This window comes from Actinomadura napierensis (genome assembly GCF_039529375.1).
Classification (GTDB): Bacteria; Actinomycetota; Actinomycetes; order Streptosporangiales; family Streptosporangiaceae; genus Spirillospora; species Spirillospora napierensis.
Genome location: NZ_BAAAMR010000022.1, coordinates 22,904 through 46,276, shown reverse-complemented (window position 1 = coordinate 46,276; position 23,373 = coordinate 22,904). Strand labels below are relative to the sequence as shown.

Annotated in this window: 22 protein-coding genes and 1 tRNA gene; 22 read left to right on the top strand and 1 reads right to left on the bottom strand. The window is 69.7% G+C overall.

Annotation, left to right across the window (positions count from 1 at the left end):
• Positions 1-78: 78 nt before the first annotated feature.
• Entirely contained in the window at positions 79-1,290 is a 1,212-nt protein-coding gene (locus tag ABD296_RS14915) for a pyridoxal phosphate-dependent aminotransferase (protein ID WP_344266670.1), read from the bottom strand.
• A 256-nt stretch (positions 1,291-1,546) separates the two neighbouring features.
• Here ABD296_RS14915 and ABD296_RS14910 point away from each other — a divergent pair.
• The 22 genes from ABD296_RS14910 (at position 1,547) to ABD296_RS14805 (ending at position 23,098) form a co-directional block, all read left to right on the top strand.
• A tRNA-Trp gene (locus ABD296_RS14910) sits at positions 1,547-1,619 on the top strand.
• 122 nt (positions 1,620-1,741) lie between these two features.
• Positions 1,742-1,990 (top strand): preprotein translocase subunit SecE, encoded by a 249-nt coding sequence (secE, locus tag ABD296_RS14905; RefSeq protein WP_344266667.1) that lies wholly within the window; start codon positions 1,742-1,744, stop codon positions 1,988-1,990.
• Positions 1,991-2,103: 113 nt separating this feature from the next.
• Positions 2,104-3,057 (top strand): transcription termination/antitermination protein NusG, encoded by a 954-nt coding sequence (gene nusG / locus ABD296_RS14900; protein WP_344266664.1) that lies wholly within the window; start codon positions 2,104-2,106, stop codon positions 3,055-3,057.
• 132 nt (positions 3,058-3,189) lie between these two features.
• A complete protein-coding gene (gene rplK, locus ABD296_RS14895; protein ID WP_344266661.1) occupies positions 3,190-3,621 on the top strand; it encodes a 50S ribosomal protein L11 in 432 nt (143 codons plus the stop codon).
• 61 nt (positions 3,622-3,682) lie between these two features.
• Positions 3,683-4,399, top strand: a complete 717-nt coding sequence (rplA, locus tag ABD296_RS14890) for a 50S ribosomal protein L1 (protein WP_344266658.1) — start codon at positions 3,683-3,685, stop codon at positions 4,397-4,399.
• A gap of 169 nt (positions 4,400-4,568) precedes the next feature.
• Positions 4,569-6,110: a class I adenylate-forming enzyme family protein gene (locus ABD296_RS14885; RefSeq protein WP_344266655.1), complete on the top strand. Its 1,542-nt coding sequence runs from the start codon at positions 4,569-4,571 to the stop codon at positions 6,108-6,110.
• Positions 6,111-6,253: 143 nt separating this feature from the next.
• Positions 6,254-7,132, top strand: a complete 879-nt coding sequence (locus ABD296_RS14880) for a hypothetical protein (RefSeq protein WP_344266652.1) — start codon at positions 6,254-6,256, stop codon at positions 7,130-7,132.
• Between the two features lie 149 nt (positions 7,133-7,281).
• On the top strand, positions 7,282-8,142 hold the full coding sequence (locus ABD296_RS14875) for a LolA-like protein (protein WP_344266650.1): 861 nt from the start codon (positions 7,282-7,284) through the stop codon (positions 8,140-8,142).
• Positions 8,143-8,258: 116 nt separating this feature from the next.
• The gene (locus ABD296_RS14870; protein WP_344266647.1) at positions 8,259-9,143 is read left to right on the top strand and encodes a LolA-like protein; all 885 of its coding nucleotides are present in this window, start codon (positions 8,259-8,261) and stop codon (positions 9,141-9,143) included.
• A gap of 329 nt (positions 9,144-9,472) precedes the next feature.
• Positions 9,473-10,060, top strand: coding sequence for a 50S ribosomal protein L10 (gene rplJ / locus ABD296_RS14865; protein ID WP_344266645.1), 588 nt, complete (start codon positions 9,473-9,475; stop codon positions 10,058-10,060).
• Positions 10,061-10,116: 56 nt separating this feature from the next.
• Positions 10,117-10,503 (top strand): 50S ribosomal protein L7/L12, encoded by a 387-nt coding sequence (rplL, locus tag ABD296_RS14860; RefSeq protein WP_344266643.1) that lies wholly within the window; start codon positions 10,117-10,119, stop codon positions 10,501-10,503.
• Between the two features lie 602 nt (positions 10,504-11,105).
• On the top strand, positions 11,106-12,224 hold the full coding sequence (locus tag ABD296_RS14855) for an ABC transporter ATP-binding protein (protein ID WP_344266640.1): 1,119 nt from the start codon (positions 11,106-11,108) through the stop codon (positions 12,222-12,224).
• Complete coding sequence (locus ABD296_RS14850; protein WP_455363858.1) at positions 12,224-13,075, top strand: MlaE family ABC transporter permease; 852 nt, start codon at positions 12,224-12,226, stop codon at positions 13,073-13,075. Before ABD296_RS14855 ends, ABD296_RS14850 begins: the two co-directional genes overlap by 1 nt.
• On the top strand, positions 13,075-13,923 hold the full coding sequence (locus tag ABD296_RS14845) for an MlaE family ABC transporter permease (protein WP_455363857.1): 849 nt from the start codon (positions 13,075-13,077) through the stop codon (positions 13,921-13,923). The genes ABD296_RS14850 and ABD296_RS14845 overlap by 1 nt, the downstream gene beginning before the upstream one ends.
• A 7-nt stretch (positions 13,924-13,930) precedes the next feature.
• Positions 13,931-15,235, top strand: a complete 1,305-nt coding sequence (locus tag ABD296_RS14840) for an MCE family protein (RefSeq protein WP_344266637.1) — start codon at positions 13,931-13,933, stop codon at positions 15,233-15,235.
• Positions 15,232-16,263, top strand: a complete 1,032-nt coding sequence (locus ABD296_RS14835) for an MCE family protein (protein WP_344266634.1) — start codon at positions 15,232-15,234, stop codon at positions 16,261-16,263. Before ABD296_RS14840 ends, ABD296_RS14835 begins: the two co-directional genes overlap by 4 nt.
• Positions 16,264-17,346, top strand: coding sequence for an MCE family protein (locus ABD296_RS14830; protein WP_344266631.1), 1,083 nt, complete (start codon positions 16,264-16,266; stop codon positions 17,344-17,346). It begins immediately after the preceding gene.
• A 15-nt stretch (positions 17,347-17,361) separates the two neighbouring features.
• Positions 17,362-18,651: an MCE family protein gene (locus tag ABD296_RS14825; RefSeq protein WP_344266628.1), complete on the top strand. Its 1,290-nt coding sequence runs from the start codon at positions 17,362-17,364 to the stop codon at positions 18,649-18,651.
• Positions 18,648-20,036: an MCE family protein gene (locus ABD296_RS14820; RefSeq protein ID WP_344266625.1), complete on the top strand. Its 1,389-nt coding sequence runs from the start codon at positions 18,648-18,650 to the stop codon at positions 20,034-20,036. Before ABD296_RS14825 ends, ABD296_RS14820 begins: the two co-directional genes overlap by 4 nt.
• Positions 20,033-21,505, top strand: a complete 1,473-nt coding sequence (locus tag ABD296_RS14815) for an MlaD family protein (RefSeq protein ID WP_344266622.1) — start codon at positions 20,033-20,035, stop codon at positions 21,503-21,505. Before ABD296_RS14820 ends, ABD296_RS14815 begins: the two co-directional genes overlap by 4 nt.
• Before the next feature lie 10 nt (positions 21,506-21,515).
• The gene (locus ABD296_RS14810; RefSeq protein WP_344266619.1) at positions 21,516-22,004 is read left to right on the top strand and encodes a hypothetical protein; all 489 of its coding nucleotides are present in this window, start codon (positions 21,516-21,518) and stop codon (positions 22,002-22,004) included.
• Positions 22,001-23,098, top strand: a complete 1,098-nt coding sequence (locus tag ABD296_RS14805) for a hypothetical protein (protein WP_344266616.1) — start codon at positions 22,001-22,003, stop codon at positions 23,096-23,098. The genes ABD296_RS14810 and ABD296_RS14805 overlap by 4 nt, the downstream gene beginning before the upstream one ends.
• The last annotated feature ends 275 nt before the right edge of the window (positions 23,099-23,373 follow it).

Sequence of the window (23,373 nt, the reverse complement as noted above, 5' to 3'; positions counted from 1 at the left end):
CCGGAGCGTCCTTCGTTCACGAAAAAGCACCGGCCCCGGACGCTGGGCGTTCGGGGCCGGTGTTTGCGTGGGGGTGGGTCAGCTTGCTTCGTTGAGGAGCTTTGCTACGCGGGAGACGCCTTCGACGAGGTCGTCGTCGCCCAGGGCGTAGGAGAGGCGGAAGTAGCCGGGGGTGCCGAACGCCTCGCCGGGCACCAGCGCGACCTCGGCCTCCTCCAGGATCAGCGACGCCAGCTCCACCGACGTCTCCGGGCGCCGGCCGCGGATCTCCCTGCCCAGCAGCGCCTTCACCGACGGGTAGGCGTAGAACGCGCCCTCCGGCTCGGGGCAGAGAATGCCGGGGATCTCGTTCAGCATCCGTACGATCGTCTGGCGGCGCCGGTCGAACGCCTTGCGCATCTCCGCGACCGCCGACAGGTCGCCGGTCACCGCGGCGAGCGCGGCGGCCTGCGAGACGTTCGCCACGTTGGACGTCGCGTGCGACTGCATGTTCGCGGCGGCCTTCACCACGTCCGCGGGGCCGACCAGCCAGCCCACCCGCCAGCCGGTCATCGCATAGGTCTTCGCCACGCCGTTCAGCACCAGGGTGCGGTCGGCCAGCTCCGGCACCACGACGGGCATCGAGTGGAACTCGGCGTCCCCGTACACCAGGTGCTCGTAGATCTCGTCGGTGATCACCCAGAGGCCGTGCCCGTCGGCCCAGCGGCCGATCGCCTCGATCTCGGCGCGGGAGTAGACGGCGCCCGTCGGGTTGGACGGGGAGACGAACAGCAGCACCTTCGTCCGGTCGGTGCGGGCCGCCTCCAGCTGCTCGACGCTCACCTTGTAGCCGGTGGTCTCGTCGGCGACCACGTCCACCGGCACGCCGCCCGCCAGCTTGATCGACTCGGGGTAGGTCGTCCAGTACGGGGTCGGGACGAGCACCTCGTCGCCCGGGTCGAGCAGCGCCGCGAACGCCTCGTACACCGCCTGCTTGCCGCCGTTGGTCACCAGGACCTGCGACGCGTCCACCTTGTAGCCGGAGTCCCGCTCGGTCTTCTCGGCGATGGCGGCGCGCAGCTCGGGGAGGCCGCCCGCCGGCGTGTACTTGTGGAAGCGGGGCACCCGGCAGGCGGTCACCGCCGCCTCGACGATGTAGTCCGGCGTGGGGAAGTCGGGCTCGCCGGCGCCGAAGCCGATGACCGGGCGGCCCGCCGCCTTCAGGGCCTTGGCCTTGGCGTCGACGGCCAGGGTGGCGGACTCGGATATCGCGGCGATGCGCTTGGAGATGCGAGGACGGTCGATGCTCATGTCCCTATCGTTACAGAAGCGAGGCCATGACCTGAGCGATATATCCGGGCCGGTGGGGCGGCCCTGGGAGGCGGCCGTGCCCGGGTTCGGGGGATCCGGTTCGACGCGGGGCCCGCTGGGCCGTAGACTCACCTGCCTAGTGACGCGTCACCGGCATACGACCCTGTCCGCACGCGGATGGGCTCAAGAGGTCGTAAGCTGGGGCACGGCACCGACCCGGTCCCGCGGCCGGGTGTTCTCCTTGGCGGGAGAATGAAGGGCAGTGGCTCAATTGGTAGAGCTCCGGTCTCCAAAACCGGCGGTTGGGGGTTCGAGTCCCTCCTGCCCTGCGAGGTGCGGTGCGCGCACCGGTGCCGGCCGCGCCACGGCGCCCGCCGTGGCGTTCCACGACGCGGGTCCGCGCGACAACCACTGAGTGGTTGGAACACGACCTATGAGGTGAACGGCGGCAATGGCGACTGAGACGCGCGGCGAGGCCGCGGCCAAGGACGAAGGCAAGGGGAACGCCGCTCAAAGGCGTACCTCCCCGGCGCTGTTCGTGCGCCAGGTCATCGCCGAACTGCGCAAGGTCATCTGGCCGACCCGCCGGGAACTCGTCACCTACACGACCGTGTCCCTGGTGTTCGTGCTGATCATGGTCGCGATCGTGTCCGGCTTCGACTACGGCCTGCAGCAGGGGATCTACGAGATCTTCGGCTGATCCGGCCCGCCGCGCGGCCACCGCCGCGCCGGCCGGCGCACCACCCGCGACCACCGCAACAAGGCGAACCACCGTAAGTCCATCACCGCAGACCGTCCGGAGAGAGAGTCACCGTGTCCGAGCCCTCACAGCCGCCCTACGACGAGGCCGTTGACGAGGCCCAGTCCGCCGCGGCTGCTCCGGCCGGCCAGGCGGCCGAGCCCGCCGAGGACGCGGCCGAGGCCGCCGTCGCCGCCGGCGAGGCGGTGCCCGCGGACGAGAAGCTCGAGGGCGAGGGCGTCGCCCCCGACGCCGCCGCGGACGCCGGCGACCTCGCCGAGGCCGTCGAGGGCCAGGACGCCGGGGACGCCGCGCCCGCCGCCGAGCAGGACGCCGACGCCGAAGAGGCCACCGACGAAGAAGAGGTCGCCGCCGAAGAGGCCGGCGACGACGAGGCCGGCGAGGAGGGCGACGAGGAGGCTCCGGTGGAGCCGCCCGCCGACCCGTACGCCGACTTCAAGATGCAGCTGCGCCTCCAGCCGGGCGACTGGTACGTCGTGCACTCCTACGCGGGGTACGAGAACCGGGTCAAGACCAACATCGAGACCCGCACCCAGACCCTCAACATGGAGGACTACATCTTCCAGATCGAGGTCCCCCAGCACGAGGTGACCGAGATCAAGGGCGGCAAGCGGCAGAAGGTCAACGAGAAGGTCCTGCCGGGCTACATCCTCGTCCGGATGGAGCTGACGGACGAGTCGTGGGCCGCGGTCCGCAACACTCCGGGCGTGACCGGCTTCGTCGGCCTGCTGAACAAGCCGTCCCCGCTGAGCCTGGACGAGGTCGCCAACCTGCTGGCGCCCGAGCCGGAGGAGGGCGTGACCAAGGCCAAGGAGCAGGCCAAGGTCGCCGCCACCGTCGACTTCGAGGTCGGCGAGTCGGTCACCGTCATGGACGGCCCGTTCGCCACCCTCCCCGCGACCGTCAACGAGATCAACGCCGAGCAGCAGAAGCTCAAGGTGCTGGTGTCGATCTTCGGCCGCGAGACCCCGGTGGAGCTGAGCTTCAACCAGGTCTCCAAGATCTGACCCGGGCGCCGCTGATCAGCGCGCGGGAACACCGAGTTCAAGCGGTTCCTACACGGCGGATTCGTCCCAGCCGCCGTGTTGCCCGGGCGACCGGGAGTCGGAACCACCAATAAATGGGACCTAGGGGTTCGCATGCCTCCGAAGAAGAAGAAGATCGCCGCGCTCGTCAAGGTGCAGCTCAACGCGGGTGCCGCGACGCCGGCGCCGCCGGTGGGCACCGCGCTCGGCCCGCACGGCGTCAACATCATGGACTTCTGCAAGCAGTACAACGCTGCCACGGAGTCCCAGCGCGGCAACGTCATCCCCGTAGAGATCACCATCTACGAGGACCGGTCGTTCACGTTCGTCACCAAGACCCCGCCCGCCGCGCAGCTCATCCTGAAGGCCGCCGGCGTGGAGAAGGGCAGCGGCGAGCCGCACAAGACCAAGGTCGGCTCGGTCACCGCGGACCAGATCCGCGAGATCGCCACCACCAAGATGCCCGACCTGAACGCCAAGGACCTGGCGGCCGCGGAGAAGATCGTCGCGGGCACCGCGCGGTCGATGGGTATCGAGGTCAAGTAACACCCCACCCAGTGGAAGGGCCGGGCGCGGCCCGCACCACGAGTTCCATGGAGGAACGAGCATGAAGCGCAGCAAGGGCTACCGCTCGGCGGCCGACAAGATCGACCGGGAGCGGCTGTACAGCCCGGCCGAGGCCATCAAGCTGGCCAAGGAGACGAGCGTCACCAAGTTCGACGCGACCGTCGAGGTCGCGCTGCGGCTCGGCGTCGACCCGCGCAAGGCGGACCAGATGGTGCGCGGCACCGTCAACCTGCCGAACGGCACCGGCAAGACCGCCCGCGTGCTGGTGTTCGCGGGCGGCGCCAAGGCGGAGGAGGCCCGCGAGGCCGGCGCCGACCTGGTGGGCTCCGACGACATGATCGAGCGCATCCAGGGCGGTTTCCTGGAGTTCGACGCGGTCGTGGCGACGCCGGACCAGATGGGCAAGGTCGGGCGCCTCGGCCGGGTGCTCGGCCCGCGTGGCCTGATGCCGAACCCGAAGACCGGCACGGTGACGATGGACGTGGCGAAGGCCGTCACCGACATCAAGGGCGGCAAGATCGAGTTCCGCGTCGACCGGCACGCGAACCTGCACTTCATCATCGGCAAGGCCTCGTTCGACGAGCGCCAGCTGGTGGAGAACTACGCGGCGGCCGTCGAGGAGATCCAGCGGCTCAAGCCGTCGGCGGCCAAGGGCCGGTACGTGAAGAAGGCGGTGCTGACCACGTCGATGGGGCCGAGCATCCCGGTGGACCCGAACGCGGTCCGCAACCTCACCGCGGAGCTCGAAGAGGCCTGATCGCAGGGTTTCCGAGCCCGCGCATGGACCGGGCACAACGGCAGGGCGTCTCCTCTCGGAGGCGCCCTGCCGTGTTTTCCGCGCCCGTTCCCGCTGAGCGGCACCGGCGGATCCGGCCGGCGGGGGCCGCTCGGTAGATTCGTCGCCTGATCTTCGGGAGAGGGGCGAGATGGGCGGATCGTCGCGCGGGGAGTTCCAGCGGCTCCATGACGTGCTCGACGCGGCGGCGGAGGACGCTCCCGACGCACCGGCGCTGTCGGTCGACGGCGTGACGTGGACGTTCCAGGAGCTGCGCGCGCGGGCGGACGCGCTGAGCGCCCACCTCGCCGACCGGTGCGCGCCCGGGGCGCGGGTGGCGTTGCTGGCGCACAACCGCCTGGAGTACGTGGCCGCCTACTACGGGGTTCCGCGCGACGGCAGGGTCCTCGTGCCGCTCAACCAGCGGCTGCATCCTCGCGAATGGGCGGACCAGATCGCGCGCAGCGGCGCCGCGCTCGTCATCGGCGAGCCCGATCTGCTCGGCCGGCTGGCGGACGAGGGCGATCTGGGCGCCGATCGTCCGCCGCTCGTCCCCATCACCGAGCTGCCCTGGGACGGGCCCGTCCCGGAACGGGGGTCGCGCTCCGGCGGGGGATCGGACGAGGTCGCGTGGCTGATGTTCACCAGCGGGACGACGGGCCGTCCCAAGGGGGTGCGGCTCACGCACGGGAGCCTGCTGGCGGGTCTTCGGGTGTCGGCGTCCGGGCGGCCGGTCCGTCCGGGTGACGTGTTCTGCACGCCGTTCCCGCTCTGCCATGTGGCGGGCTACCAGGTGATGCTGCACCATCTGTTTCGGCGGCATGCCGTCGTGCTGCGCCGGTTCCGCCCGGCGGACCTCGTGGAGGCGACGCGCCGGCACGGGATCACGAGCCTGTCGCTGGCCCCGACCATGCTGGAGGACCTGCTCGCGCACCTGGCGGACGATCCGGTGGCGCGCGACGCGCTGCGCGAAAGCCTCCGGGTCATCTCGTACGGGTCGGCGCCGATGCCGGTCCCGCTGCTGCGCCGCGTCCACGACGTGCTCGGATGCGATCTCAACCAGGGCTTCGGCATGACCGAGCTGTCCGGCAACGCGACGTTCCTCTCCCCGGCGGACCACCGCGCCGCCATGGCGTCCCGGCCCGAGTTGGCGGTGTCGGCGGGCCGTCCTGCCGACGGCGTCGAGATCGGGGTGATCGGCGAGGACGGGGCGCACGTCTCGCCGGGGGCTCTCGGCGAGGTCGTCGTGCGGGGTGCGCAGGTGACGCCCGGTTACTGGGACGATCCGGACGCGACCGCCGAGGCGTTCGCCGGGGGCTGGTTCCGCACCGGCGACGTCGGCCGTGTCGACGCGGACGGGTACCTCTACCTGGTCGACCGGCTCAAGGACGTGATCGTCACCGGGGGCGAGAACGTCTCGTCGCGGGAGGTCGAGGACGTGCTGCGCACGGTCCCGGGCGTCGGCGAGGTCGCCGTGGTCGGGCTGCCGGACCCGCGCTGGGGCCAGTCGGTGTGCGCGGTGATCGTGGCCGACGGCGCCCCGCCGCCGGCCGAGGAGCTGATCGGCGCCTGCCGGGCGAGGCTCGCCGGGTTCAAGACGCCGCGCCGCATCGAGTACGTCGACGCCCTGCCGCGCACCGGCACCGGCAAGATCCGCAAGTCCGTCCTGCGGGCCCGGCTGGCCGAGCGCTGAGGGGCCGGCCGCGGGGACTCGGGACGCTCCGCCGCCATTGCGTCGCTCACCTGCGGGATACCGCGATCACCGTCCGGAACAGGACACATCTATTGGACGGATTGTTTTGTTGCGGTTGGTGTGCTTGGTGTTGAATCGTCCCTGTGAAGCGCCGAACCGACCGGATCATCGCCGTCTCCGCCGTCGCGGCCGTGGCCGTCGTGCCCACCGCGATCCTGATGGCGGTGAAGACGGGCGTCATGTCGCAGACGGACTCCGGGGCGCTGCCGCCGAGCGCGCAGATGGCCCAGGCCGATCCGGCGAACCCGAACAGCGCGACGTCGGGCGCCGTGGCCCCGTCGGCCTCCGCCGTCCCGGGCTCGGGCACCGGGTCCGGCGCGGGCGCCGGCGCCGGCACGCCCGGCGGGGCGACGACCGGGCCCGGCGGCACCGCCGCGAACCCGTCGCCGAAGCCGGGCCCCGCGCTGAGGTCGTTCGTCCGCAAGACGGACGTGAAGGTGACGACCGGGACGGGCGGCGACTACAAGCAGGCGTCCGAGACCGCGCAGATCACGCTCTGGCCGGCGTTCGCGATGAAGGCGGTCGGCGTCACGCAGACGATGAAGGACGGCACGCTCAGCAAGATCACGCAGAAGGTGATCGTGAGCGGGAGCACGCTGTCCGGCTTCGACGGGCAGAAGTGGACGAAGTCCAAGCTCAGTTCGGCGCAGCTGGCGAAGCTGCAGGCCGGGTCCGACCCGCGGCAGTTCACCTACATCATCCGCCAGGTGCCCGGCAACGTGGTGACCGGCCCGGACGCGAACGGCCGCAGCCACTACCTGGCGCAGGCGCTGATGGGCGACGTGTACGGGCTGCTGCCGAAGGACGCGGCGACCGACGTCCGCGCGGTGGTCCCGGCCACCGCCGGCGTCTCGCTCGACCTGTGGTCGGGCAGGAAGGACCGGCCGTCGACGATCGGCCTGGTCGCGAAGGCGCCGGACGGCGAGTTCGCCGGCTCGATGGCCTTCGGCCCCTACCGCTGACCCGTCCCGCGATGGCCGTCCGGTCATGCGGAGGGTACGCCGTTGGTCGTACCGGCAAGGGGCCTCTTCGTACCACCGGGGGATGTAGCGCCGTTACCGCGCCGACAGACTGGGAACACCAGCAGGGCGACAAGGGAGGCCGAATCCTCATGAACCGACGACTGGTAGTGGCCGCAGGAGGCACCGCCGTGGGTGCCGCGCTCCTCCTGTCCGGGTGCAACGGGGACGGGTCGGGCGCGAACGCGGACGGGAAGACCATGAAGCTCAGCGCCAACGAGGCGCTGTTGAAATCGTCGCAGAAGACGGCGGAGTCGGACACGTTCAAGGCCGACCTGACCGTCACCGGCACCGGGTCGGACTCCGGGAAGATCCACGCGACGGGCCAGTTCCGGCTCAAGCCGACGCTGAAGTTCAGCGCGCAGCTGGACGAGGTGAGCCACAACGGCGCGGCCGTCCCGGCCGCGAAGGGGCAGGCGATCTTCACCGGCGACACGCTGTACGCGAAGGTCCCGCAGCTCGCCCAGTTCGTCAGCGGCGGCAAGCCCTGGGTGAAGATCGACGTGAACCAGGTGTCGCAGCGGACCGGGTTCGACGTGCAGAGCCTGGTCAACCAGGTCGAGAAGGTGAACCCGGCCGAGCAGACCAAGATGTTCACCGGCTCCAAGGACGTGCACCAGGTCGGCGGCGAGACGGTCGACGGCGTCAAGACCGTGCACTACGCCGGTACGGTCACCGTCCAGGACGCGCTGAACCGGCTGGACGCGCAGACCCGCCAGAAGGTCGACGGGTGGCTGCCGAAGGACCACGCCAACGGCAAGATCAACTTCGATCTGTGGACGGACGGGAACAACCTGCCGCGCAAGATCGTGTCCAAGTCGTCCGACAAGCAGGGCGACGGCGGCTCGGTGACGGTGCTCTACAGCGACTACGGCAAGTCGTTCGGCGTGAACGCGCCGCCGTCGGACCAGGTCGGCAGCATGTCGCTCGGCTCGCTGCTCGGCGGCAACTGACAAATACGTCACACCAGGCGACACGGGACAGACTGAACCCCGCTAGTCTCCCCTGCGTCTTATACAGGTCCGGTCCGAGCGTCCGGGCACCACGACGCAGACCGAGGAGATCCCCCATGATCCGACGCTTCGCCACGGGCACGGCGGCCGCCGCCGGCCTCGCCCTCGCGCTGACCGGCTGTCTCGGCGACGCCGGGAACAAGGCGGGCGAGGCCGGCGAGAACATCCGGCTGACCGCGGCCCAGGTGCTCGGCAAGACCGCGCAGAAGACCGGCCAGATCGACTCGTTCCAGGCCGACATGTCCATGACGGCCACCGGCTCGTCCTCGGGCTCGATGAACATGGCCGGCACGATGCAGTACCGCACCAAGCCGGACCTGGCGTTCAGCATGAACTTCACGAACATGACGGTCGGCGGCCAGTCGATGGCCGGCATGCAGGAGGTCCTGGTCGGCAGGACGATCTACATGAAGATCCCGCAGCTGACGCAGCTCGGCGGCGGGGCGTCGGCCAAGCCGTGGGTGAAGATGTCGCTGGACGAGGTCGGCGCGAAGTCCGGCATGAACGTCGACGAGCTGCTCCAGCAGTCCGAGCAGATGGACCCGGTCAAGAACACCAAGATGCTGACGGCGTCCAAGGACGCCCGCGAGGTCGGCAAGGAGACGGTGAACGGCGTGCAGACCACGCACTACACCGGCACCTACCGGATGTCGGACGCCGTCGCCAAGCTCCCGGCCGACCAGCGGCAGGCGTTCGAGAAGAACCTCGCGAAGTCCGGCATGAACGGCGACATGCACTTCGACCTGTGGGTCGACGGGCAGCAGCTGCCCCGCAAGATGACGATGAAGACCGGCCAGACGGCCGCGGGCGTCATGACGATCACCACCGCCTACCGCGACTTCGGCAAGCCGGTCCAGGTCAGCGCGCCGCCGGCGAGCCAGGTCACCGACTTCAACACGCTGATGAAGGGCCTCGGCACCGGCGCCGGCCCGGGCGCCTGACACCCCGAGCGATCAACGGAGGGCCGCGCCGGCGACCGGCGCGGCCCTCCGCGCCGTTTCAGACCTCCGCGCCGATTTGGCCTTGCGGTGCGGAGGCACGTACTCTGTTCTCTGCCGAAGACCGCCGGTCGCCGTTCCGCGAGGGACGGCCGAAGGTCCCGATCCGTTCGGGCGGCCTGCGTAGGTGCGACGTGAGTCTCCGCTTGGCCTTCCAGCCTGGCATGACGCCCCGTGCACACCTGCGCCGGGGCGTTTTTTGGTGGATCGGCGCCTGTCCCGCGAGGGTCGGGCGCGGGTCGTGACCACCCAGGTAATCGGAAGGAGGCCACATGGCCAAGGCCGAAAAGGCCGCGGCGATCGCCGAGCTCAAGAACGACTTCGAGAGCTCCAACGGCGCCGTGCTGACCGAGTACCGCGGGCTGACGGTCGCGCAGCTCAAGGAGCTGCGCACCAACCTCGGCGAGACCGCGAAGTTCGCCGTGGTGAAGAACACGCTGACCAGGCGCGCCGCGAACGAGGCCGGTGTCGACGAGCAGTTCCGTGAGCTGCTCGAAGGCCCGTCGGCCATCGCGTTCGTCCAGGGCGACGTGGTCGAGGCCGCCAAGGGCCTGCGTGACTTCGCCAAGGCCAACCCGCTGCTGGTGATCAAGGGCGGCTTCATCGACGGCAAGTCGATGGACGCCTCCGAGATCACCAGGCTCGCGGACCTCGAGTCCCGCGAGGTCCTGCTGGCCAAGCTGGCCGGTGCGATGAAGGGCTCCATGGCCAACGCGGCCGCGCTCTTCAACGCCCTGCCGACGCAGGCCGCCCAGCTCGCCGAGGCGCTGCGCGCCAAGCGCGAGGCCGCCGGCGAGAGCGCCGAGGCCCCCGCCGACGCGCCGGCCGCCGAGGCCGCCGACGAGGCACCCGCCGAGTAGGCACCCGCGGTTCCCCGTAAGACCCCAGATCGTTAAGCCATAGCGGAGGAAACATCATGGCGAAGCTCAGCACCGACGAGCTGCTCGACGCGTTCAAGGAGATGACCCTCCTCGAGCTGTCCGACTTCGTGAAGCAGTTCGAGGACGTCTTCGACGTCAAGGCCGCCGCGCCCGTCGCGGCCGCCGCCGCCCCGGCCGGCGCCGCCCCGGCCGCCGAGGAGGCCGCCGCGCAGGACGAGTTCGACGTCATCCTCGAGGGTGCCGGCGACAAGAAGATCCAGGTCATCAAGGAGGTTCGCACGCTGACGAGCCTCGGCCTCAAGGAGGCCAAGGACCTGGTCGACGGCGCGCCGAAGCCGCTGCTCGAGAAGGTCAACAAGGAGACGGCCGACAAGGCCAAGGAGGCCCTGGAGAAGGCCGGCGCGACGGTCACCGTCAAGTAGGGCGCTCCGGAGCTCCCGGAGCCCGTGCGGCTCCGCGCTTCTTTCGAGGCGGCCGTCCCACCGTTGGGTGGGGCGGCCGCCTCTTCTCATTCCGGGCGCGGTGGCCCGGCGGAGTGGTCCGGCGCGGCCGGTTCGTGGCGCGGCGCGGGGTGCTTGTCGCGGGGGTGCAATGAGAGCACCGTTTCGGCTGCGTTTCCTGTGTGCGAGTGATAAAGAGCTGGTGAAAAGCGTGTGCCAGGGCGGGTTGTGCGGTACTCGGCGGTCGGCGTAGCGTCCCGTCCTGACGCTGTGGCCACACGCGGCCGCCCTGTCCCGGCCACCGGCTCCAGCGCGCCCGCCGCACCCCTGGTTTGAGGCGTCGGTTCTTGGACCACTAGTCTCATAGGGCCCGTAAGTAACGATTGTCTTACGACGTCGGATTTTGCCGCTGATCTGGGGCGGAACCCCTTCCATTTGGACGGGGGGCCGCTACGGTGGTGGCACCCGTCACGGCTACCGGGCGGTAGCAACGAGACGGGCACGAGGTGTGACGGGCAGACAGAGCCAGAGTGCTACTCGCTCATTGGTTCGGGATTCCCCCCGGCCTGGACGAAAGGTGACGAGTGGGCGTCGAGATCAGAGTCGAGGGCCTGACCAAGTCCTTCGGCCGCCAGGTGATCTGGCAGGACGTGTCGCTGACCATTCCCGCAGGTGAGATCTCCGTTCTTCTGGGCCCGTCCGGTACCGGCAAGTCGGTGTTCCTGAAGTCCCTCGTCGGGCTGCTCAAGCCCAATCGCGGGCACATCTGGATCGGCGACAAGGACCTTCCCTACCTGCCCGAGTCGCAGCTCTACGAGACCCGCAAGCTGTTCGGCGTGCTGTTCCAGGACGGCGCGCTGTTCGGCTCGATGAACCTGTTCGACAACATCGCCTTCCCGCTGCGCGAGCACACCAAGAAGTCCGAGTCCGAGGTCAAGCGCATCGTCTTCGAGAAGATGGAGATGGTCGGCCTCCTCGGCGCCGAGCACAAGCTGCCCGGCGAGATCTCCGGCGGTATGAAGAAGCGCGCCGGCCTCGCCCGCGCGCTGGTGCTGGACCCGGAGATCCTGCTGATCGACGAGCCGGACTCCGGCCTCGACCCGGTCCGCACCGCGTTCCTGAACCAGGTGTTCATCGACCTGAACGCGCAACTCAACGCGACGTTCCTGATCGTCACCCACGACATCAACACCGCCCGGACCATTCCCGACAACATCGGGCTGCTGTACCAGCGGAACCTGGCCATGTTCGGCCCGCGGGAAATGCTGCTGTCCAGCGAGGAGCCGGTCGTCCGGCAGTTCCTCAACGCCAGCAAGATCGGCCCGATCGGCATGTCGGAGGAGAAGGACGCCTCCGAACTCGAGGCCGAGGCGAAGATGGGCCTCGACTCGGGCAAGCTGCCGCCCATCCCGCCGCAGCAGATGGCCAGCAACGGGATGCTGCGGTCCGGCATGCACGCCCCCGGCGCCTGGTGCGCCGCGCACGGCGTGACGCCGCCGCCCGGCTCGTTCATCGACGACCTCGGCCGCAACTGGGTCGAGGAATGGCCGCGGTACGTGGCGTCCATGTCCGCCGGTGCGGCCGCCGCCCCGGCGGCTCCGGGCGGACCGCCGCCCGCGGGCCCGCCGCCCGGCGGCCCGGGCGGGCCCGGCATGTTCCCCGGCAACCCGCCGCCCGGGGCGCCCGGAGGTGCGGCGTACTGATGTCCACTCCTGGTATCGGCGCGGACCAGCGAGCGGACAGCAGGGCCGGAGGCTCCTCCGGCACGTTCCGCAAGATCGGGGACGGCGCGGCGAACGTCGCGATCAGGGAGCCCGGCCGGTTCTTCGCGATGTGCCTGGACACGGGGCGGGCGGTGTTCCGCCGCCCGTTCCAGTGGCGCGAGTTCATCGAGCAGGCCTGGTTCATCGTCAGCGTCACCGTCGTCCCGACCATGCTGGTCGCCATCCCCTTCGGCGGCGTGCTGTCGCTGCAGGTCGGCGGGCTCATCCGGCAGCTGGGCGCGCAGTCCTACACCGGTGCGACCGCGGTGGTCGCGATCGTCCGCGAGGCCAGCCCGCTGGTCACCTCGCTGCTGGTCGCGGGCGCCGCGGGGTCGGCGATGTGCGCCGACATCGGCTCCCGCAAGATCCGCGAGGAGATCGACGCCATGGAGGTGCTCGGCATCAACCCGCTGCAGCGCCTGGTGGTGCCGCGGACCCTCGCGTGCGCGTTCGTCGCGCTGTTCCTGAACGGCCTGGTGTCGGTGGTCGGCCTGCTCGGCGGCTACTTCTTCAACGTCGTGCTGCAGGACGGCACGCCGGGCGCCTACCTCGCCTCGTTCAACGCGATCGCGCAGCTGCCCGACCTCGTGCAGGCGGAGATCAAGGCGTTCATGTTCGGCATCACCGCCGGACTGGTGGCGGCCTACAAGGGCCTCAACGCCAAGGGCGGGCCGAAGGGCGTGGGCGACGCGGTCAACCAGACCGTGGTCATCACCTTCATGTTGCTGTTCGTGGAGAACTTCATCATCTCGATGCTGTACAGCCAGTTCGTCCCGGCGAAGGGGATGTGATGGCGGCCCCTACGAAGGCGGGCAAGGCCGTCAACCGCGCGATGAGCGCGCCCCTGGAGCGGCTCGACGACTTCGGCCACCAGATGTCGTTCTACGTCCGCGCGTTCGCGTGGACGTTCCGGGTGCTGCGCCGGTACCGCACCGAGGTGCTGCGGCTGCTGGCCGAGGTGAGCCTCGGCACCGGCGGGCTCGCGGTGATCGGCGGCTCGGTGGTCATCGTCGGGTTCATGACGTTCTTCACCGGCAGCCAGGTCGGCCTGGAGGGCTACGAGTCCCTCGACCAGATCGGCACCGCCGCGTTCACCGGCTTCATCGCCTCCTACTTCAACACCCGCGAGATCGCGCCGCTGGTGTCGGCGCTGGCGCTGTCGGCGACGGTCGGCTGCGGGTTCACCGCGCAGCTCGGCGCGATGCGGATCTCCGACGAGATCGATGCGCTCGAGGTGATGGCCGTCCCGTCGATGCCGTTCCTCGTCACCACCCGGATGATCGCGGGAATGGTCGCGGTGATCCCGCTGTACGTGGTCGGCCTGCTGGCCTCCTACGGCGCGACGCGGGTCATCGTGACGATGATCTACGGCCAGTCGCCCGGCACCTACGACCACTACTTCCACCTTTTCCTGCCGCCACACGACATCTACTGGTCGTTCGGCAAGGTGATCATCTTCTCGGTGCTGGTGATGCTGATCCACTGCTACTACGGCTACAACGCGAGCGGCGGCCCGGCCGGCGTCGGCATCGCGGTCGGCCGCGCGGTGCGCACCAGCATCGTGGTGATCAACGTGGCGGACCTGCTGCTCGGCATGGCCATCTGGGGCACCAGCACCGGCGTCCGGATCGCGGGGTGAGGCGGCCGTGAACGAGAAGACCCGCTACCGCGTGCTCGGCATCGGGATGATCCTGGTGATCGTCCTGCTGCTGGCGCTGACCGTGGCGTTCTACAACAAGACGTTCACCCCGGTGACGAAGGTGAAGGTCGCGACGGAGCGCGCCGGGCTGCAGCTGCTGCCGCACGCGGACGTGAAGGTGCGCGGCATCATCGTCGGCGAGGTGCGCGGCACCCACGTCACCAGCAGCGGCGCCACGCTCGACCTGGCCCTGAACCCCGGCGAGGCCGAGAGGATCCCGGGCAACGTGCAGGCGCGGCTGCTGCCGAAGACGCTGTTCGGCGAGAAGTACGTCGACCTGGAGATCCCGCAGCAGGCGGGCCCGAAGGGCCTGCACGCCGGGCAGACGATCCAGCAGGACCGCTCGCAGCAGGCCGTCGAGATCAACAAGGTGCTGGACGACCTGCTGCCCGTCCTGCAGGCGGTGAAGCCGGCCGAGCTGAACACCACGCTGAACGCGCTCGCCACCGCGCTGCAGGGCCGCGGCGACCAGATCGGCCGCGACATCGACGAGGCCGACAGCCTGCTGAAGAAGATCAACCCGGAGCTGCCGACGCTGGTGCACGACCTGCACAGCCTCGCCGACGTGTCCGACATCTACGACCAGGCCGCGCCCGACCTGCTGCAGACGCTGCGCAACATCAACGTGACCAGCAAGACGATCACCGACAAGACGGCGACGATCGAGCAGCTGATCCCGGCGACGACCGACCTGGCGCGCGACGGGAACACGTTCATGACGCAGAACGCGCCGAAGATCATCGGGGTGAACATCGCCAGCCGGGACGGGCTCGCGCTGATCGCGCGGTACTCGCCGTCGCTGCCGTGCGTGTTCGCCGGCCTGGTCAAGCTGCGGCCGGAGGCCGAGCGGGTGGCGGGCGGCAACGGCGGCAAGACCTTCAACCTGACGGTCGAGATCGTCAAGCCGCGGCCGGGCTACAAGTACCCGCTGGACCTGCCCGAGGCCAGGGACCAGCGCAACCCGCGCTGCTACGGGCTGCCGAACCCGAAGATCCCCTCGCCGGACTACCTGGCGCTGGACGGCACCCAGGACGACCTGTGGTGGAAGAACCCCGACGACCCGAACGGCGGTGGCGGCTCGCGCGGCCGCGGGATCTCCGACGTGTTCGTCGACCCGGGCTCGATGACCGAGAACGAGAAGATCAAGAACATCGTCGGCCCGATGACGCGGACCCCGGCCGACCAGGTCTCCGACGTCTCCTCGCTGATGTACGGGCCGCTGCTGCGCGGATCGGTGGTGACGGTCAAGTGAAGACGACCAGCGCCGCGGTCAAGCTCGGCATCTTCGTCGTGCTCACCGCGCTCGCCACCGGCGTGCTCGCGATGACGATCTCCAACGCGCGGTTCGGCCCGTCCCGCGACTACAAGGCGGTCTTCACCGACGCCACCGGGCTGCTGAAGAACGACGACGTGCGCGTCGCGGGCGTGCGGGTCGGCCAGATCGAGGACGTGAAGCTGTACCACGGCAACCAGGCCGAGGTGACGTTCAGCCTCCAGCGCAACGGCGTGTTCCAGGCGGGGCTGCCGGCCTCCACGCAGGCGCAGATCCGCTACCGCAACCTGATGGGGCAGCGGTACCTGTCGCTGAGCGACGGCGCCGGGCAGGCCAACAACTACCTGAGGACCGGCGGCACCATCCCGGTCGGGCAGACCCAGCCCGCGCTGGACCTCACCACGCTGTTCAACGGGTTCCGCCCGCTGTTCCAGGCGCTGGAGCCCAAGGACGTCAACACCCTCGCCGGGCAGATCGTGCAGGTGCTGCAGGGCGAGGGCGGGACGGTCAACAGCCTGCTGTCGCACGTGGCGTCGCTGACCAACACGCTCGCCGACCGCGACCAGGTGATCGGCGACGTGATCGACAACCTGAACACCGTGCTCGGCACCATCGACGACCGGCACCAGCAGGTCGAGCAGCTGATCACCGACCTGCGCGGGTTCGTCAGCGGGGTGTCCGGCGACCGGGAGGCGATCTTCGACTCGGTGTCGGCGATCAACCAGCTGACCGGGACCACCGCGGGCCTGCTGAAGCAGTCCCGGCCGGCGATCAAGAGCGACATCGCCGGGCTGAAGAAGCTGACCGGCACGCTCAACGCCAACAGCGGCGAGCTGAACTCGGCCCTGGAGGGCTCGCCGAAGACGCTGCAGAAGCTGGTCAGCATCTCCCAGTACGGCTCGTGGTTCAACATGTACATCTGCGGCCTCGACGCGCGGGTGCGGCTGCCGGGCGGACCGGTCTACCAGACGCCCGCGATCGTGAACGAGAACGCGAGGTGCAAGTAGATGAGGATCCCGTTCCGGGAGCGCAACCCGGTCCCCATCGCCCTCATCGCGTTCGCGGTGATCGTCCTTGCGCTCGTCCTGGTGATGAACCTCGGGAGCATCCCGTTCATCAACGGCGGCGCCAAGCACACCGCCTCGTTCAAGGAGGCGGCCGGGCTGAAGTCGGGGGAGGAGGTCCGGATCGCCGGCGTCAAGGTCGGCAAGGTGACCGGCCTCGACCTCGACCACGGCCACGTCAAGGTCACCTTCCAGGTGGACGACGGGGTCAGGCTGGGCGACCGCACCGAGGCCGACATCAAGATCAAGACGCTGCTCGGGCAGCACTTCCTGGCGCTCACCCCGCACGGGACCGGCCGCCTCGGCCGCAACATCCCGATCGAGCGCACGCACACCCCGTTCGAGGTCGTCCCGGCGATCAGCCAGCTGAGCCAGCGGGTCGACCAGATCGACACCGCGCAGCTCGCCAAGTCGTTCGACACACTGTCGGACACCTTCAAGAACTCCCCGCCCGAGGTGAAGGCGTCCCTGCAGGGGCTGCGCCGGCTGTCCAACACCGTCGCCTCCCGCGACGACCAGCTGCACGAGCTGGCCGGCAAGGCCAAGGACGTCTCGCAGCTGCTGGCCGACCGCAACCAGGACTTCGCCAAGCTCGTCCAGGACGGCGACAAGGTCCTGCAGGCGGTGCAGGCGCGGCGCACGGTGATCCACCAGCTGCTGGTCAACACCGTCTCGCTGTCGCAGCAGGTGAACGCGCTGATCAACGAGAACCAGGCGCAGCTGAAGCCGATGCTGGACAACCTGACCAAGGTCAACCGGATCCTGCTGAAGAACCAGGACAACCTGGACCGGACGATCCAGCTGTTCGCGCCGTACGCCCGGCAGTTCTCCGACGTCGTCGGCACCGGCCGCTGGTTCGACTCCTACATCCAGAACCTCCTCCCGATCCCCGCCTCGATCCAGGACGCCCCGAAGAGCTCGGGCACCGGGACGGGCGCCACGACCCAGGGCGGCGGTCAGAGCAAGCAGAACGGCCAGACCGGTACCGGCAACAACAGCAACAACCCGTTGCCGTTCCTCCCGTGAGCAGGCAGGTTCCCCGTGCGTAACTCCGCGTTGATACTTCGCCTGGGCGGCGCGATCCTCGCCGTCGCGGTGCTGGCGGCCGCGCTCGTCCTGCTCCTGCAGGAACCCAGGCAGCGGCACATGACGGCGTACTTCACCAAGACCGTCGGCCTCTACAAGGGCGCCGAGGTCCGCATCCTCGGCATCCCGGTCGGCGAGGTCACCAGCGTCAAGCCGGTGGGCGACTCGGTGAAGGTCGGGCTGAGGTGGGACGCCAAGTACAAGGTCCCGGCCGGCGCCCAGGCCGTCATCGTCAACCAGACGCTGGTCGCCGACCGCTACATCCAGCTGACCCCCGTCTACACCGGCGGGCCCGTGCTGGCCGACGGCGCGACGCTCGGCACCGACCGCACCGCCGTCCCCGTCGAGGTCGACCAGGTCAGCGGCAGCCTCAACGACCTCACCAAGGCGCTCGGCCCGCAGGGCGCGAACGCGGCCACCCCGGACAAGCAGCAGGGGTCGCTGTCGCGGCTGCTGCAGGTCGGCGCGCAGAACCTGCAGGGGCAGGGCGACGACATCCGGCAGACGATCGCCGACACCTCGCAGATGCTGAGCACCCTGAGCACCGACCGCGGCGACATCGCCACGACGATCAAGAACCTGCGGGTCATCACGGACACGATGAAGGCGAACGACCAGCAGATCCGGTCGTTCAGCACCCACCTGAACGGCGTGTCGAGCCAGCTGGACGGGGAGAAGGAGGAGCTGAGCGCGGCCCTCAACACCCTCGCCCCGACGCTGCGGAACGTGCAGACGTTCATCAAGCAGAACCGCACCGAGCTGTCGTCGAACGTCCGGCAGCTCGCGCAGGTCACCGGCGTGCTGGTGAAGGAGAAGGACGCGCTGGCCGAGGTGCTGACCGCCGGCCCGCTGGCCATCAACAACCTGGCCCGCGCCTACGACCCGATCAGCGGCACCATCCACACCCGCGACAACTTCCGCCAGTTCAACAACCTCGCGGACTGGGTGTGCTCGCTGGCCTACTCGGTCGGCACGCCCGCCAAGCAGTGCCTGGACTTCGTCAAGCCCTACAACGGCACCGGCCAGGCGCTGGCCGGGGTCAGCCTGGACCTGTCCTGGATCACCGCGCTGACCACGCACTACGACCCGGTGCCGATCCCGCCGGACGCCTACGGCCCGGGCGGCCGCAGCGGCTCCAAGAGCACCGGTTCCAAGAGCGCGAAGACCACGAGCACCAAGACCGCCAAGACGGCGGGCCACGACCCGAAGAGCATCACCTCGCTGCTGCCCGGAGGTGCCCGATGACCAGGACACCGCGCAGGCGCGGCGGGACGGCCGCCTCCGGCGAGCGCAGGGCGCTGCCGCGCCGCACGAAGCTGCTCGGCGCCGCCGTGCTCGCCGGCGTGACGGCCCTGTCGGGCTGCTCGTTCAACGGCGTCTCGTCGCTGCCGCTGCCCGGCGGCCCCGACCTCGGCTCCGACCCCCGCACCGTGAAGATCGAGTTCACCAACGTGCTGGACCTGGTGCCGCAGTCGGTGGTCAAGGTCAACGACGTCTCGGTCGGCAAGGTCACCAAGATCGACCTGGCCGGCGGGTCGGCGGGCTGGCACGCCGTCGTCACGGTCAAGGTCCGCCGCAGCGTCGACCTGCCCGACAACGCGGTCGCCACGATCAGCCAGACGAGCCTGCTCGGCGAGAAGTTCGTCCAGCTGTCCGCGCCCACCGACCAGGCGCCGACGGGGCACCTGAGCTCCGGCGACGTGATCCCGCTGTCGCGCACCGGCCAGGGCACCGAGATCGAAGAGGTGCTGTCGGCCATGTCGCTGCTGCTGAACGGCGGCGGCATCGAGCAGGTCGCGACGATCAGCCACGAGCTGCAGGCCGCGATGAGCGGCCGGGAGGGCACGATCCGCGCGGTGCTGCAGCGGGTCGACACCTTCGCCGGGACGCTGGACACCAACCGCGCCGCGATCACCCGCGCCCTCGACAGCATCGACCGGCTCACCGGCAAGCTGTCGGACGAGCGCAAGACGATCACCGACACCATCGACGAGACCGGTCCCGCGATCACCGTGCTCAAGCGCAACCGGGCGGACCTGACGAAGATGCTGGTGGCGCTGAACAAGCTCAGCCGCACCACCACCGACGTGATCGACAAGTCGCAGGCGAACTTCGTGGCGAACCTGAAGGACCTGAACACGATCCTCGGCAACCTGAACAAGGCCGGCTCGGACCTGCCCAACGCGCTGCAGTCGCTGATCACCTTCCCGTTCCCGCCGACCTTCGCCAACGTCATCGAGGGCGACTACGGCAACGTGAAGCTGACCGTCGACCTGGACTTCAACGACCTCGCCCAGAACCTGCTCGGCGGCACCGACCTGGAGAACCAGCTCGGCAGCGGCAAGCAGATGCGCAACATGCTGCAGGTGCCCAACGTGACCCTTCCCGACTCGCCGCTCGGCTCGCTGCCGCAGTCGTCGCCCGGCGGCTCAGGCGGCTCAGGCGGCTCCGGTGGCTCCGGCGGCGGGCTGCCCGGGCTTCCCGGCCTGCCCGGCGCGTCCACGCCGACACCGACGCCGAAGACGACCAAGAAGTCCGGCTCCGGCGGCGCCACCGGCACGCGGACCGGCGCCCTGGCCCCGGCACCCGGCGACGACGGTCTGCGGACCCTGATGGGGGGCCTCTGGTGATCCTCAAGCGCGGCGTCATCATCCAGCTGATCGCCTTCGCGGTGATCACGGTCGTCGGCGTGACGATCGTGCTGGTGAACTACATCGGCGTCGGCCGGCAGCTGCTCGGCAAGCAGTACACCGCCTTCGTCGACCTGACCGACTCCGGCGGCGTGTTCACCAACGCCGAGGTCACCTACCGGGGCGTCCCGGTCGGCCGGGTCGGCCCGATGTCGCTCACCCAGGACGGCATCCGGGTGAAGCTGGTGATGGAGCGCGGCAAGCGGATCCCGCGCGACGGGACCAAGGCGATCGTGGCGAACCGGTCGGCGGTCGGCGAGCAGTACATCGACCTGGAGCCCACCAAGAAGACCGGGCCCTACCTCGACCAGGGCGACGCGTACACGATCCCCAAGGAGATGACCACGCTCCCGGTGCGCACCGAGGAGCTGCTCCGCAACGTCGACCAGCTCGTCGGGTCCGTGAACACCAAGGACCTCGGCACGATCGTGGACGAGCTGGACAAGGCGTTCAACGGCTCCGGGTCGGACCTGCAGTCGATCCTGGACGACACGCACCGGCTGCTGCAGACCGCGAACCAGGCGTACCCGGACACCAAGCAGCTGCTGGACAACAGCGTGACGGTGCTGGACACCCAGCGGTCCGAGGCCGCCAACATCCGCGGCTTCGCCCGCAACCTCAACGACTTCACCGCCTCGCTGCGCAAGGACGACCCGGCGCTGCGCAAGACGATCGACAACGCCCCGGCCGCCGTCGACGAGACCCACAAGGCCATCGACCAGCTGTCCCCGACGCTGCCGACGCTGCTGGCGAACCTGGCCACGACGGGCCAGGTCATCACCTCGCGGCAGAACGGCCTGCGGTCGCTGTTCATCCTCTACCCGGTCGAGGTGGCGGGCGCGTTCACCGTCACCCCGGGCGACGGCACGCAGCATCTCGGCCTCGACCTGAACATCAGCTCGCCGCCCGCGTGCACCAAGGGCTACGAGGGCGTGAAGCACCGCTGGCCGCAGGACACCTCGCCGCGCAACCCGCCGCTCAACGTCGGGTGCAAGGCCCCGCACGACTCGTCCACGGCCGTGCGCGGTGCCCGCAACTTCCCCAAGGACGCGCTGACGCCCGTCCCCGCGCTGCCGCCGGGCGCCACCACCGGCGCCGGATTCCCCGCAGGCGGTGCCTACGGGACGGACGGCGGCTCCAAGTCGTCCGAGGCGAAGGGCAAGAGCTCCGGCGACGGCCAGGCGAAGGGCAAGGCCGCCGCCGCGGCGGCCCCCACCGGCCAGCTGTCGGATGGGCGGCTGTACCTGTCCTATCCGGCTAATTCAGTCGAATTCGCTGGATACGATCCGTCGACGGGCGCGGTCTACGGCCCGGACGGCAAGAAGTACGTCATGCCACGTACCGCCGGCAATCGTGAGTTGGGAGATTCCTCGTGGAAGTGGCTGATGCTCGGACCCCTGAGCCAATGAGGCGGGGCCGATGAGACGCCTCTGGCCGCAGATCACCACGATCGTCCTCGGTGTGCTCGTCGTCGCGCTCGCCGTCGTCACCGGCGTGTTCGCCGTGCGCGTCTACCACGGCAAGGAATCCGCCGACCGGCGCGCGAAGGCGACCCAGTCGGCGCGCCAGATGGGCGTCAACCTGATGACGATCAGCTCCTCGTCCGCGCAGAAGGACATAGACCGGATCATGTCGGGCGCCACCGGCGACCTGAAGAACAAGCTCGGCTCCCAGTCCAAGACGCTGATGGACACGCTGAAGCAGACGCAGGCCAAGTCGACCGTCAGCCAGGTCGAGGCCGGGGTCGTCTCCATCGACGGCGACTCCGCCGAGGTGATGGTCTCCCTCAACGGGACCGTCACCAACCCGAAGGTCAAGGACGGCGCCCAGCGCGCCTACCGGTACCTGATGGAACTCAGCCGGGTCGGTGACCGCTGGCTCGTCGCCAACCTGGAGGTGGTCCCGTGACCATGCTGGGCCGGGGCAAGCGCTCCGCACCGCAGAAGGACAAGGACCGCCCGGAGGACGGCAAGACCCGCAAGGCCGCCGCGCAGGCCACCAAGGCCGAGGAGGCCGCGGAGGCGGCCCGCCTCGCCGAGGAGGCCGCCGCCCGTGCCCGCGAGGCCGCGCGCCTCGCCCAGATCGCCGCCGACGCGGCCGCGGCCGACGCCGAGGACACCGAGGACGCCGAGGAAGACGCTTCCCCGAAGGCCGTCAAAACGGCTGTGAAGCCCCGACGCACAAAGAAGGCCCCCGAAACCGCGCCGGAGGCCGACGACCCCGCAGCGGACGAATCAGCCACGGACGAGGTCCCCGCCACCGAGACGGAGGCGGGCGACGCCGAGGACGCCCTCAAGACCGAGGCCGAGGAAGACACCGACGAGGCCGAGGACGAAGACGAGCCGGACGACGCCGAAGACGCCCTCACGACCGAAGCCGACGAGGCCGAGGACGAAGATGAGGACGAGGACGACGAGCCCGAGGACGAGGCGAAGCCCCGCAAGCCCAAGAAGGCGCTGACCCTCAAGAAGGCCGTAAAGACCGGCGCCTCCGATCACGAGCCGCGCCGCCGCGTCGGCACCGGCCGGTTCACCCTGCTGGCGGTGATGACCGTCCTGTTCCTCGCGCTCGGCACCGCGGCCACGCTGCTGGTCCTGAAGAACCACGAGCAGAACGCGATCGACGACGCGCGCCGGGACGGCCTCGGGGCCGCCGCGAAGGCCGCCCAGGAGCTGTCGTCCTACGACTACCGGACGATCGACACCGACACCAAGGCCGCCGCCGCCATGACGACGGGCAAGCTGCACGACGACTACGTCAAGCAGCTCCCGTCCTTCAAGGCGCAGGCGACCGCGCAGCAGCTCGTCGGGACGACGACGGTGATGAAGACGGGCGCGGTCAGCGCCACCTCGGACAAGGTCGTCGTCCTGGTCTACGCGGACCGCTCGTCGGTCACCAAGAACGACAAGACGCAGCAGCTCCCGGAGTCGCTGCGGCTGAAGATGACGATGGTCAAGGCCCACGGCAAGTGGCTGGCCCAGAAGGTCGACGTCATCTCCTAGCCTCCCGCGACGCGACCCCACGGGCGACCACCCACGACAGGGTGGTCGCCCGCCGCGTTCACACCCGCCCCAGGAGCCGGCCCCCCGGTAAACTATGGCCTTCCTCACTGCAGGTCAGGGCCCGAAAAGTCCAAGTCCGCTCTTGACTGCAAGGCCTGGAGGGGCGATGCTCCATGGCAACGTGATGCATACTGCGGCGCTAGAGTTGCGAGCGGTGTACCAGTCGGCTACACTGCCCCTTTGCGCTGCCCTCTGACTATCCACGTGTGAGAGCA